A 12,113-nucleotide genomic window follows, 5' to 3' on the forward strand; every position below is an offset into this window, starting at 1 on the left:
TCATACTCATGACACAAAGCCAGATCACCATGTACAGCGCCGATTGGTGCGCCGATTGCCGCCGCTCAAAGCGATTGATGGATGAACTCGATGTCGCCTTCACACTCATTGATGTCGAAAATGATCAGGTAGCTGCCGACAAAGTTCGGGAAATTAACGGTGGCGCACAATCCATCCCAGTCATTGTTTTTGCCGATGGCACGCATTTGACCGAGCCTTCAGATATCGATTTAAAGGCAAAACTTAGCGAGTTGGGTATTATCTAAAACCAGTTATAAATTGCCGCCGATGTAATAGCCGAGGTTAAGACAACGATTGGAAATGGCGCTTTTAGTAGCAATGCAATGACCGCGACACTCACTCCGGCGAATCGGTGATCAATTAAGATCTTATTTTTTTCGGTAAAAGTTTGTACACCCACCAGTGCACTCAGTAATGCGATTGGAATCAGTGCGTTGATGCGCGCAATTGTTGGATGCTCCAGCCAATGCGCAGGAATAGAGTGCCCAGATAGTTTCAAAGCAAAGGCAATAACACTTGTCCCGATAGTTGCTAGCCAGAAAGTATTCATGGGCGCAGACCAACTGCAATAGCGATAAAAGCCGAAGCGATAATGGGAAGACCTGCAGGTAAAATAGGTGTCATCGCCAAAGCAAACACAACCGATCCAACCGCAAGGGCTCTGTCTCTATTATTTTCAAGTCGCGGCCAGACTAAACCTAAAAAAGCCGCTGGCACAGCCGAGTCCAGACCCCACGCTCGAGTATCACCCATTGCTTGAGCGCTGAGAGCACCGAGTAATGTAAAGAGATTCCAAAAAAAGAAGACACCAAAACCCGTTAACCAAAATCCATGTCGCATGGCATCAGGGCCGCGTTTTTCAGCGCCAAGTGCAACGGCCGTTGATTCATCTATAGTTAATTGTGCTGCGATAATTCGTTTGAAGCCCCTAACTTTTAATCGAGGCGCCATAATCACTCCATACAAGCCGTTACGTACTCCGAGTAAAGATGCTGAAACGACTGCACTCAGTGCGCTACCTCCCGCGCCAATTACTCCAATTGCTGCAAATTGAGATGCACCTGAAAATGTTAAGAGCGATAAAAGACAACTCTGCACAACTGAAAAACCATTAGCAACCGAGGCCGCCCCAAAAGCAATGCCGTAGGCACCAACTGTCAGGGATACGCTCAAAGAATCGCGAAGTGTGATGGCTTCAACTCTGGACACGCGGACAGTCTGCCGTAGAAATCCAAAGCCACCAAGGCGGGCGGGGATAGGGTCACGCTATGGCCGAAGAGATTATTTACCGTGACGACGTGACAGTAGAGCTCGTGAAATCGAGCGCTAGCGATGCAGATGTGATTTGGGCTGCACGTGTGTCAACGGCCGGCGAACAGTCGATGGAGGAGATTGGCGAAGATCCATCAAGGTCGGCTGGATTGATCAATTATTTAGCTCGCGAACGTCACGGATCTCCCTTCGAACATACATCAATGACCTTTTTTGTCTCTGCCCCAATTTTTGTCTTTCGAGAATTCATGCGCCATCGCATCGCTTCTTATAATGAAGAAAGCGGTCGCTACCGGGAATTAAAACCGGTTTTCTATATCCCATCTAAATCGCGCAAACTCTTACAAGTTGGCAAAACTGGTGCTTATACATTTGAAGATGGCACACAAGAGCAGTTTGAACTTTCAATTAGTGCAATGAAGGCTGCTTATGTTGTTGCCTATGAAAGTTATCAGAAAATGCTCGATGCGGGTATTGCACGTGAAGTTGCACGTGTAGTTTTACCTGTTGCAACGTACTCTTCTATGTATGTGACTATGAATGCACGCGCATTAATGAATTTTTTATCACTACGTACTTCCCGCGAAGGCTCGCACTTTCCAAGCTATCCACAGCGTGAAATTGAGATGGTAGCTGAGAAAATGGAGGCCGAGTTCGCACGTTTAATGCCATTAACACACGGCGCTTTTGAAAAATCTGGACGTATCGCGCCTTAAAACGGGTAGAGTTAGCGGTATGAGTACGCCTGCACCTTTTGGTCGAATGTTGACTGCAATGGTCACTCCCTTTAAAAAGGATGGAAGCATTGATTGGAATGGCATAGAAACAATTGCCAATCACTTAGTTAATATCGGTCATGACGGAATCGTTGTGAATGGGACAACTGGAGAGGCACCTACTACTAAATCCTCTGAAAAAGAGGAGATAATTAAAACCGTAAAACGAGTAGTTGGCACGAATATCAAAGTCGTCTCTGGTGCAGGTGATAATGAGACCGACTATTCAATTAACCAAGCCAAACGTTCTGAGGCGGCAGGTGCCGATGGCATCTTGGTGGTGACGCCTTATTACAATAGACCCCCACAAGCCGGTATAAAGGCGCATTTCTTAGCGATGGCAAATGCCACTGGTCTGCCAATGATGCTCTATGACATTCCAGGGCGAACTGGAGTTGAAATTGAATCCGACACGATCGTTGAACTTTTCGAGCATCCATCGATTGTTGCCCTCAAAGATGCAAAAGGAAATGTAGCTGCAACGTCGTGGGTTATTAAACGGTGTGGAATTCCGGTCTATTCAGGTGATGATATTTTGAATTTGCCACTTCTTTCAGTTGGCGCTGTAGGTTTTGTTTCAGTGTGTGGACATACTGTTGGAGCGGATTTAAAAGCGATGCTCAACGCTTGGTTTGATGGTAACCCTGGACGTGCATTAGAGATTCATCAAAAACTCTTGCCAGTATTTACCGGAACTTTCCGCACACAAGGTGCCATCATGACTAAAGCAGCGCTTACGCTGATGGGTCTGCCTGGCGGACACACTCGTCTTCCACTCGTCGATGCAACGGATGCGCAGATAGCGCAGTTGCGCGATGATCTAAACGCCGGTGGCGTTCTCCTTAAATAATGAATCACCCACATCCAGATTTAGGTTTGCCTCCCGCGTTAATACATGGCGGATTGCGCATCGTGGCCCTTGGCGGCCTTGCTGAAATTGGTCGCAACATGACTGTCTTTGAAACTAAAGGCAAGCTCTTGATTGTTGATTGTGGTGTTTTATTTCCTGAAGATACTCAGCCCGGCATAGATTTAATTTTGCCTGATTTTTCGTACATACGAGATCGCTTAGATGATGTTGTAGGTTTGTTTTTAACTCATGGTCACGAAGATCACATTGGCGCGGTTCCGTATCTACTTCGCGAGAGGGGCGATATTGCAATTTATGGATCTGCGCTAACTTTGGCGCTCGTTACAGCTAAGTTGAAAGAACATCGCATCACACCACTGACGCGCGAAGTACGCGAAGGCGGACATGAAGATATCGGTCCATTTGAACTCGAGTTTGTGGCCGTTAACCACTCAATTCCAGATGCCCTCGCAGTTGTCATAAATACAGGAGCTGGACGGATTTTACATACGGGCGATTTCAAAATGGATCAGCTCCCATTGGATGGTCGAATTACTGATCTGCGAACTTTCTCTCGACTTGGTGAAGAAGGCGTGGATATTTTCATGGTTGATTCGACCAATGCTGATATTCCCGGCTTTACTCCATCCGAACGTGAAATTATGCCTGCACTCAACCGAGTTATTGCCTCAACTAAGCGCCGAGTTATTGTTGCATCGTTTTCCTCCCATGTTCACCGAGTGCAACAAGTAATCGATATCTCGTCAATGCATGGCCGTAAAGTTGTTTTTATCGGTCGATCCATGGTTCGCAATATGAAAATTGCACAGGAGATGGGCTACTTAACTATTCCTGCTGGAGTTTTAATAGATGTTAAGGAGCTTGATTCATTTGACGACAATGTTGTACTCATCTGCACAGGCTCGCAAGGTGAACCAATGGCCGCTCTGGCTCGAATGGCCAATGGAGATCATCAAATTCGAGTTGGTGAGGGCGATACAGTTATTTTGGCTTCTTCACTAATCCCAGGGAATGAAAACTCTGTATTTAGAATCATTAATGAACTTACTCGGTTCGGTGCAAAAGTTGTCCATAAAGCAAATGCCATGGTTCATGTTTCTGGTCATGCCGCAGCAGGCGAACTTTTGTACTGTTACAACATTGTAAAACCGAGATATGTAATACCTGTACATGGCGAGTGGCGCCACTTAAAGGCAAATGCCGAATTAGCGATTTCAGTAGGAATGCCCGCTTCTAACGCTTTAATAATTGAAAATGGAGTTGTTGTAGATTTAGTCAATCACGAAGCTTCAGTTGTTGGTGCAGTGCCGTGTGGTTTTGTTTATGTAGATGGTCAAAGTATCGGTGATATAACTGAGGCTTCACTTAAAGATCGGCGTATTCTAGGTGAAGAAGGATTTATTTCCGTCATAGTTGTGATTGATTCGCAAAATGGAAAAATCGTTGCGGGACCTGATATTCATGCCCGTGGATTTAATGAAGATATGGCACTCTTTGATGATGTTAAATTGAAGATTGAAAAAGCTTTAGCGGCTGCAGCAAGAGATGGAATAAATGGAACTCATCAATTATCCCAGATTGTACGTAAAACAGTTGGTGGTTGGGTTGGGGGAGAGCATCGTAGAAAACCAATGATTGTCCCAGTCGTTATTGAAGTGTAAGCGCGGCGAGCCTAGCGAAGCGAAAATTGCCAAGCCTTTAAGATTGTTTGTGTGACTAAACGGCGAAAATCGAAATCGAAGAGTGGCGCAGTAGGTAGCGCTCTGGCAAGAGCAGTGAGCTCTGTATGGAGATTTATCGCAAAAACCATCGGAAGAAGCGTTCGATTTCTGGCCCGAGGCGCCCGAGAGTTAGATCCAGCCCATCAACGTGATGGCATAGCTTTTTTCATATTGATTCTCGCACTTGTAGCTACTGCGGGGACATGGTTTCATGCAGACAACTTCGTAGGTCGCGCATTGTATTCATTCATTTTCGGAGGCTTTGGACGTGTCGGTTTTGTTGCACCACTTGTTCTCATTTATTTTGCATTTAAATTATTTAGGAGCCCAGAAGACAAGAAGGCAATCGGTAGAGTTATTGTTGGAACTTCTGCGTTGCTTATTTCCTCAACTGGACTTGCGCACTTACTCAATGGTTCAGTCGGCACGGGAGCAACTGCGATGCGAGAAGGTGGCGGTTGGTTAGGTTTTGGAATAACAACGCCGTTAGTTGCTGCAATGACATCTGTTTTAACTTACCCAGTGCTAATAATAATTTTAATCTTTGGATTGCTTGTCATAACCGCTACGCCAGTTAGTGAACTGATTTCAGCAATCAGATCAACTTCATCGTGGGTATGGTCAAAACGTCCTGAGAGGGCAGTCAGTGAAGAAACATTTGAAATAACTGATACACCTCCTTTTGAAACGCCAATAGTTGCAGCATGGAACCAAACACACGTTGATGAAGAAGAGTTAGACGAAGATAGCTTTGATGAAGAGTTTACAGTTCCAGTTCCGGTCTCTACAGCGCTCGTTCTAGGTAATAAGCGACCAGAGCAACTGCTATTAACCGCTGATTCAACATATGAACTTCCCCCATTAGATTTACTAAGATCAGGGCCAGCGGCCAAAGCGAAAAGCAAAGCAAATGAAGTTGTGGTCGCGGCATTAACTGAAGTTTTTCTACAATTTGAAATTGATGCGCAAGTTACTGGTTTTATGCGTGGACCAACGGTTACTCGTTACGAAATAGAACTTGGTAATGCCGTAAAAGTGGAGCGAATAACCGCTCTAGCTAAGAACATTTCGTATGCTGTTGCAAGTGGTGATGTCCGAATCCTCTCCCCAATTCCGGGAAAATCAGCGGTTGGTATCGAAATTCCTAATGCAGACCGCGAGATTGTCGCGTTAGGAGATGTATTGAGATCGTCGGTTGCCGGTCAAGATCATCACCCTATGCTCGTTGCCCTTGGGAAGGATGTTGAGGGAAATTTCATCTTCGCAAACCTTGCCAAAATGCCTCATCTTTTAGTCGCAGGCGCAACTGGTGCAGGAAAATCATCAATGATAAACGCAATGATCATCTCCATCTTGGCACGTTCGACACCAGATGATGTGCGATTAGTTTTAATTGATCCAAAGCGCGTTGAGTTAACGGCTTACGAGGGAATTCCACACCTAATCACCCCGATTATCACAAGCCCGAAGAAAGCCGCCGATGCGCTGACATGGGTCGTGCGTGAAATGGATTTACGCTATGAAGATCTCTCAACATTTGGTTTTAGGCATATCGATGATTTCAATAAGGCGGTTCGGGCTGGGAAAGTAATTCCACCCGAAGGTAGCGATCGCACAATAGAGCCGTATCCATATCTGCTCATCATTATCGATGAACTTGCCGACTTGATGATGGTTGCGGCTAAGGAAGTGGAAGAGTCGGTTGTTCGTATAACTCAGCTAGCTCGTTCAGCTGGAATTCATTTAGTTCTTGCAACCCAACGCCCGTCAGTTGATGTTGTGACCGGTCTAATTAAAGCTAATGTGCCATCACGTCTATCTTTTGCAACAAGTTCATTGGCCGATAGCCGAGTAATTTTAGATACTCCCGGAGCCGAAAAATTAGTCGGCCAAGGTGATGCACTATTTATTCCGATGGGTGCAAGTCGTGCGGTACGTATTCAAGGCGCTTATGTATCTGAGCGAGAAATTGAAGCCGTAACAGCGCATGTGAAGAAACAACTTAAACCACGATACCGCGATGATGTCACTGTTCCTATGAGCCACCCAAAGATGATGGATAAAGAGATTGGCGATGATTTAGATATACTCTGCCAAGCTATCGAATTAGTTGTTGGAACGCAGTTTGGATCTACATCGATGCTTCAAAGAAAACTTCGAATAGGTTTTGCTAAGGCCGGGCGCATGATGGATCTCATGGAGTCACGTGGAATCGTAGGCCCATCAGAGGGATCAAAAGCTCGCACCGTTATGGTCAGACCTGATGAGTTGGATTCTGTACTTGCGACCCTTCGCGACTACTAAAAATGACCGACCATGCACTTTTGTTCCGAATTAACCCTTTGTTTTGACCCTTACATCTATCGCAATGAGTGAGTTGAGTTCTAGAATTAACCTTTGACCTCCGCACAAATTTTCTTAGGGATTCTTTTATGACGCTCGGCTCAATGATTAGTAGGGCGCGCAAAGAGGCTTCCTTTTCCATTGAGGATCTAGCTTCTCTAACCAACCTTCGAACCGCTCTTTTGCGAGAAATTGAGGAAAACGACTTTTCACATTGTGGTGGGGATACGTATGCTCGAGGACACGTCAGAAATATTGCTCGGAAACTAGGGGCAAGTGAGGAGGAGTTCTTGCGAGTTTTTGACGAGGAGCAGGTTAGCGTACAACGAACTATGCAAGAGCTTTTGATTGAAAATAATATTATGCGCAAAGCCAAAGATAAGCGCAAGGTTTCACTTAAGACATTACTTCTGATTTCAGTTATTTCATTAGCTCTTGCCGCCGTTGCTCAAATCGTCATTTCAAATATCTCCATCGATGAAGCGGCATCTCCAACGGTTTCTACATCTCCAACGGTTTCTGCATCTCCAACGGTTTCTGCATCTCCAACGGTTTCTACATCACCAACGGTTTCTGCATCTCCAACGGTTTCTACATCACCAACGGTTTCTGCATCACCAACGGTGCAAAACTCTTATTCAACAGGCATTGGTGTCGAAGTAGTTTTACGTGCCGCCCGAGCTTCGAGCTGGCTCTTTGTCTCTGATGCATCGGGCCGAACGCTATTTAGTGGAGTGCTTTCTAAGGGCTCTACACTAAAATTCACAACTGATGTGAGATTGGATCTAAAAGTTGGCAATGCAGGGGGAGTAGATCTTCAGGTAAATGGCAACAAGATGGCCTCCATCGGTGCAAATGGTGCTGTAGTTAGCGTGTCGTATGGAGTCGATTCATAACCCGATACGATTTGTCCAATGAAACGCACCGTTGCTGTCGTCACTTTAGGGTGCGCACGAAATGAAGTTGATTCTGAAGAGTTAGCTGGACGATTGGCCGCCGACGGGTGGAACTTAGTCGATGATGTTGAGTTGGCAGAAGTCGCTTTAGTTAATACTTGTGGCTTTATTGAATCGGCTAAAAAAGACTCTATAGATGCTTTATTGGAGGCCAACTCTCTAAAAGGACATGGCACAACTCGCGCCGTAGTTGCAGTGGGATGCATGGCAGAGCGTTATGGAAATGCTTTAGCCGATGCCTTGCCAGAAACCGATGCGATCTTGGGTTTTGATGATTACAAAGATATTTCCGCACGGTTGCAATCAATTGTTAATGGGAATAAACATGTAGCTCATATACCCAGAGACCGGCGTGCACTGTTGCCAATTGCACCCTCAGATCGCGCTGATATTCGTCCCACGGAAGAGTTCACGCGCAAACGCTTGGGAAATGCACCATGGGCACCGCTAAAGATTGCATCAGGATGTGATCGGCGTTGTTCCTTTTGTGCAATTCCATATTTCCGAGGCTCCTTCATTTCACGACGGCCTCACGAGATTCTGGATGAAGCGCGTTGGTTAGTGGCCAACGGAGTAACGGAGTTATTTCTCGTAAGCGAGAACACCACTTCATTTGGAAAAGATCTGGGTGATTTGCAGTTGATGGAAAAGATTTTGCCAGAGATTGCAACCATTGATGGCGTAGAGCGAGTTCGTTTGTCGTATCTGCAACCAGCTGAGATGCGTCCAACATTGATTCAAGCAATGATTGCAACACCAAAGACTGTGCCTTATTTTGATTTGTCTTTTCAGCACACCAGTCCAACTGTGTTGCGTCGAATGCGCAGATTCGGTGACAACGAAAAGTTTTTACATTTGATTCATCAAATTAGAGCCCTTTCACCTGAAGCTGGAATCAGGTCTAACTTCATTGTTGGATTCCCGGGCGAAACCCAAGATGACTTTGATGAACTTGCAACATTTATTACTCAAGCAAAGTTAGATGCGGTAGGAGTTTTCGGCTACTCCGATGAGGACAATACTGAAGCGCTCACCTTGGGCGAAAAAGTTGGATTAGATGTAATAGCCCAGCGCCTAGAAACTCTCTCTTCATTAGCTGATGAAATGGTGAGTAATCGCGCCCAAGCTCGTATTGGTGAAAATGTACGCGTACTTATCGAAGATTCTGATTTACAAGAGGGAAGGGCCGCCCATCAAGGTCCAGAAGTCGATGGTTCGACGGTTTTCGTAGGAACAGATTTCCTTGTTGGGCAGTATGTTGATGCGGTGGTAATTGATTCAATGGGCGCTGATCTGGTGGCAAAACCCTTATGAGGCTTCCAAACTATATAACTCCAAATTTTATTACTGTCGCACGATTACTTTTTGTTCCAATAGGTGCATATACATTGTTTAAAAATGGCGGAAATGATCCTGTATGGCAGTACATCTCGTGGATAGTTTTTTTCATTCTAGGAATGTCGGATGTATTGGATGGTAATTTGGCGCGCAGTCGAAATTCGATTACTGAATTTGGGAAGTTTTTAGACCCCGTAGCCGACAAAGTTATGATCGGGACTGCGATGATTTCATTATCGATCTTAAATAGATTGCCGTGGTGGATCACTATTGTTATCTTAGTTCGAGAAATTGGGATTACTATTTTCCGATTGGCCGTTATCAAAAGAGGCGTAATTGCTGCTAATAAAGGCGGCAAAATTAAATCAACTTTCCAAAACTTCGGGGTTGGCTTTTACGTTTTACCCTTAAGTGAAAACCTATATTGGTTTCGCGATGGCTTTATGCTAATCGCGGTAATCCTCACTATCGCAACCGGCTTTTATTATGTACAGTCGGCATTCAAACTAGGCAAGTAGGTACACGTGGCGCTTTCACCTGAAATAATAGAGCTCGCAACCGAGATTATTGATGCACTACGCGAACGTAATGAAACCCTTAGTACTGCCGAATCTTTAACTGCCGGATCAGTGAGTTCGGCTATTGTGACAATCGCTGGAGCCTCCGATGTTTTTGTGGGCGGCATCACCGCATACCGTGATGAAATAAAGATCTCTCACCTTCACGTGGACCCGGTTCTAATTACAGAACACACATCAGTGAGTGAAGAGGTTGCAGTTGCTATGGCACAAGGAGCTCGCAGATCATTTAAAACGACGTGGTCAATTAGCACGACCGGAGTGGCCGGTCCGAATCCATTGGATGGACATCCAGTCGGCGTGGTCTGGGTGGCGATCGAGGGTCCGGTATCGCAGACGATAGAACTTTCTCTATCAGGTGAGCGTGAAACTATACGAAACGCTGCTACAGCGAGTGCGATTGCCACATTTGCGCGTATCCTTAGGCATCGAAGTTAACAAGCTCGATTCGTAAAGAGAGTGGAGGTATTGCAATGGTTCTTGTCCGTGAAGCCGTCGGTCTAACCCTTCGCGCATCTCGCACCTCTCAATCACGCACGTTGCGTGATGTGGCTCGTGCGGCTCGAGTTTCTCTTGGGTATTTGTCTGAAGTCGAACGTGGGCAAAAAGAGGCATCCTCCGAACTTCTCAACGCAATTTGTGCCGCGCTTGGCCTTTCGCTCTCAGATCTATTTAGTGATGTTTCAATTGAACTGGCGAGCCACGAGAGCGTGGTTCTTACTGTAGTCGATGCCGCTTAATAAATACTCACCACAAGTAAGCACTCACCGCCGCACACACAGTGCAATTCTCATTGCTACTAAAGAGCTTATTGCTACGGTAGGCCTGGCCAATATGACTATGATCGAAATTGCTGATACATCCGAGGTTTCTCGTGCGACTTTATATAACCATTTTCGTGATAAGGAGAGTGTTGTTGCAGCTCTCTGTGAATCTGAATGCGAGCGCTTAATTTCAATTGCGCAGAGTGCAGCTAATGCTTGTGAAGCGTTAGAACTTCTCTCAATTGATATCTCAACCGATGCCGCGTTGGCGCACATGCGAATTCATGATCCATCTCTACTGACCAGGGCTTTAGGATTAAGAGAGCACCGGTTGTGGGGAAGGATTGCTCATGAGTTGGTACTCATTACAGGTAGTCAGCTCCTGGCTCATGTTTCCTTACTGTGGCTGATCGGACAAGTTCTCCAACCTATAGCCGCGCACAATTCGCGATTACAGGCAGAGTTACTGATTTCCCGTGCGCATATCTGATCTTCGAGAGCGATTAAAGCTTTCTTTTGGCGAAGGTTCGCACTTTCCAAGCGATATTGCGATTTCAGAACTTGGGAGCAAGACGGTCAATGAGGCGTTAGCGTTAGGTGTAGAGGCAGATCACATTTGGAGGGCAGTGTGTAAAGCACATCCAAAAGAGACTGAAAAATTTAAGTACTGAAAATGAAACTCTCTACGGTTATTACTGAAATCGACCCCACACGACCGCCACTTGTTTTAATCCATGGGCTTGGTTCCGCTGCCACCGCATTTAAACCTACTCTCGCAGAGCTCTCGAAAAATTTTCGCGTCATTAGCGTTGATTTGCCTGGACATGGACAAAGCCCATATTCAAAGAGTCAAGCAATGGACCCAGCTTCACTAGGGGAGGCGATTTTTGAAACGGTAAAAAGTGAGTACGGTATAGAAAAGTTTCACGTTGTGGGTAATTCACTAGGGGGATGGATTGCACTTGAAATGGCCGCATCCAGGCCCGAGCAGATTTTGAGCGTTACCGGATTGGCACCTGCTGGGTTGTGGCTGGCTCCAGCTTCGGCTCGATTGCCGAGCGAGGCAGGCTTATATTATTTAGCAAAAGCCCTCAAACCTTTTATTAAAACCGGTCTTAAGTCGAAACAGATACGCAAAATTGGTTTTAAACGAGTGAGCCCTAAGTGGCAAGAGCTAAGTTATGAAACCTGTTTTGATGCAAGCATCGCCATGACTAACTGCCGAGGTTATTTTCCGGCATGGGATGGCATGACAGGACGGCGCTTCAATGCAAAAGTTCCAGATTGCGTTCGAACAACAATACTCTTTGGTGATTGTGATAACACATTGCCTGCCGACGTTTCGCAGGAGCGATCTTTAGCGCCTTCTCACTGTAGGTGGCTGACGATAGAAAACTGTGGTCATGCTCCAATGTGGGATCACCCAGAATTAGTTTTAAAGGTAGTTCTTGAGACTACCTATCGGTAGCATCA

The 12,113-nt window shown here is 45.7% G+C and carries 15 protein-coding genes; 13 read left to right on the forward strand and 2 right to left on the reverse strand.

Translation table 11 applies throughout. From position 1 onward, the window contains the following. The first annotated feature begins 8 nt into the window (after positions 1-8). Positions 9-266 (forward strand): glutaredoxin domain-containing protein, encoded by a 258-nt coding sequence (locus Q8K48_05350; GenBank protein ID MDP1851824.1) that lies wholly within the window; start codon positions 9-11, stop codon positions 264-266. Here Q8K48_05350 and Q8K48_05355 read toward each other — a convergent pair. Then, entirely contained in the window at positions 263-571 is a 309-nt protein-coding gene (locus Q8K48_05355; GenBank protein ID MDP1851825.1) for an AzlD domain-containing protein, read from the reverse strand. The genes Q8K48_05350 and Q8K48_05355 overlap by 4 nt on opposite strands. Continuing rightward, on the reverse strand, positions 568-1,230 hold the full coding sequence (locus Q8K48_05360; protein MDP1851826.1) for an AzlC family ABC transporter permease: 663 nt from the start codon (positions 1,228-1,230) through the stop codon (positions 568-570). The genes Q8K48_05355 and Q8K48_05360 overlap by 4 nt, the downstream gene beginning before the upstream one ends. A gap of 59 nt (positions 1,231-1,289) precedes the next feature. Here Q8K48_05360 and thyX point away from each other — a divergent pair, with 59 nt between their 5' ends. From thyX to Q8K48_05420, 12 genes are all read left to right on the forward strand, one after another. Beyond that, the gene (gene thyX / locus Q8K48_05365) at positions 1,290-2,009 is read left to right on the forward strand and encodes an FAD-dependent thymidylate synthase (protein MDP1851827.1); all 720 of its coding nucleotides are present in this window, start codon (positions 1,290-1,292) and stop codon (positions 2,007-2,009) included. Between the two features lie 19 nt (positions 2,010-2,028). Further along, positions 2,029-2,919, forward strand: coding sequence for a 4-hydroxy-tetrahydrodipicolinate synthase (gene dapA, locus Q8K48_05370; protein MDP1851828.1), 891 nt, complete (start codon positions 2,029-2,031; stop codon positions 2,917-2,919). After that, entirely contained in the window at positions 2,919-4,601 is a 1,683-nt protein-coding gene (locus Q8K48_05375) for a ribonuclease J (GenBank protein ID MDP1851829.1), read from the forward strand. The genes dapA and Q8K48_05375 overlap by 1 nt, the downstream gene beginning before the upstream one ends. Positions 4,602-4,652: 51 nt before the next feature. Further along, positions 4,653-6,965, forward strand: coding sequence for a DNA translocase FtsK (locus tag Q8K48_05380; protein ID MDP1851830.1), 2,313 nt, complete (start codon positions 4,653-4,655; stop codon positions 6,963-6,965). 128 nt (positions 6,966-7,093) lie between these two features. Then, positions 7,094-7,900, forward strand: a complete 807-nt coding sequence (locus Q8K48_05385; GenBank protein ID MDP1851831.1) for a DUF4115 domain-containing protein — start codon at positions 7,094-7,096, stop codon at positions 7,898-7,900. 18 nt (positions 7,901-7,918) lie between these two features. After that, positions 7,919-9,274, forward strand: a complete 1,356-nt coding sequence (gene rimO / locus Q8K48_05390; protein ID MDP1851832.1) for a 30S ribosomal protein S12 methylthiotransferase RimO — start codon at positions 7,919-7,921, stop codon at positions 9,272-9,274. Continuing rightward, the gene (gene pgsA, locus Q8K48_05395) at positions 9,271-9,816 is read left to right on the forward strand and encodes a CDP-diacylglycerol--glycerol-3-phosphate 3-phosphatidyltransferase (protein MDP1851833.1); all 546 of its coding nucleotides are present in this window, start codon (positions 9,271-9,273) and stop codon (positions 9,814-9,816) included. Before rimO ends, pgsA begins: the two co-directional genes overlap by 4 nt. Before the next feature lie 6 nt (positions 9,817-9,822). Then, positions 9,823-10,314, forward strand: a complete 492-nt coding sequence (locus Q8K48_05400) for a CinA family protein (protein ID MDP1851834.1) — start codon at positions 9,823-9,825, stop codon at positions 10,312-10,314. 35 nt (positions 10,315-10,349) lie between these two features. Further along, positions 10,350-10,616 carry a helix-turn-helix transcriptional regulator gene (locus tag Q8K48_05405; protein MDP1851835.1) on the forward strand — a complete coding sequence of 89 codons (267 nt, stop codon included), beginning with the start codon at positions 10,350-10,352 and terminating at the stop codon, positions 10,614-10,616. Further along, entirely contained in the window at positions 10,606-11,130 is a 525-nt protein-coding gene (locus Q8K48_05410; GenBank protein MDP1851836.1) for a helix-turn-helix domain-containing protein, read from the forward strand. The genes Q8K48_05405 and Q8K48_05410 overlap by 11 nt, the downstream gene beginning before the upstream one ends. Continuing rightward, positions 11,117-11,311: a DUF3046 domain-containing protein gene (locus Q8K48_05415; protein ID MDP1851837.1), complete on the forward strand. Its 195-nt coding sequence runs from the start codon at positions 11,117-11,119 to the stop codon at positions 11,309-11,311. The genes Q8K48_05410 and Q8K48_05415 overlap by 14 nt, the downstream gene beginning before the upstream one ends. A 2-nt stretch (positions 11,312-11,313) precedes the next feature. Next, positions 11,314-12,108 carry an alpha/beta hydrolase gene (locus Q8K48_05420; GenBank protein ID MDP1851838.1) on the forward strand — a complete coding sequence of 265 codons (795 nt, stop codon included), beginning with the start codon at positions 11,314-11,316 and terminating at the stop codon, positions 12,106-12,108. Positions 12,109-12,113: the final 5 nt, after the last annotated feature.

The sequence above is a fragment of the Candidatus Planktophila sp. genome (assembly GCA_030681675.1).
Lineage (GTDB): Bacteria > Actinomycetota > Actinomycetes > Nanopelagicales > Nanopelagicaceae > Planktophila.

Coding starts and splice junctions, on each gene's coding strand:
- rimO (MDP1851832.1), top strand. CDS start 7,919: ATGAAACGCACCGTTGCTGTCGTCACTTTAGGGTGCGCACGAAATGAA.
- Q8K48_05410 (MDP1851836.1), top strand. CDS start 10,606: ATGCCGCTTAATAAATACTCACCACAAGTAAGCACTCACCGCCGCACA.
- Q8K48_05405 (MDP1851835.1), top strand. CDS start 10,350: ATGGTTCTTGTCCGTGAAGCCGTCGGTCTAACCCTTCGCGCATCTCGC.
- Q8K48_05375 (MDP1851829.1), top strand. CDS start 2,919: ATGAATCACCCACATCCAGATTTAGGTTTGCCTCCCGCGTTAATACAT.
- dapA (MDP1851828.1), top strand. CDS start 2,029: ATGAGTACGCCTGCACCTTTTGGTCGAATGTTGACTGCAATGGTCACT.
- Q8K48_05355 (MDP1851825.1), bottom strand. CDS start 571: ATGAATACTTTCTGGCTAGCAACTATCGGGACAAGTGTTATTGCCTTT.
- Q8K48_05420 (MDP1851838.1), top strand. CDS start 11,314: ATGAAACTCTCTACGGTTATTACTGAAATCGACCCCACACGACCGCCA.
- thyX (MDP1851827.1), top strand. CDS start 1,290: ATGGCCGAAGAGATTATTTACCGTGACGACGTGACAGTAGAGCTCGTG.
- pgsA (MDP1851833.1), top strand. CDS start 9,271: ATGAGGCTTCCAAACTATATAACTCCAAATTTTATTACTGTCGCACGA.
- Q8K48_05385 (MDP1851831.1), top strand. CDS start 7,094: ATGACGCTCGGCTCAATGATTAGTAGGGCGCGCAAAGAGGCTTCCTTT.
- Q8K48_05350 (MDP1851824.1), top strand. CDS start 9: ATGACACAAAGCCAGATCACCATGTACAGCGCCGATTGGTGCGCCGAT.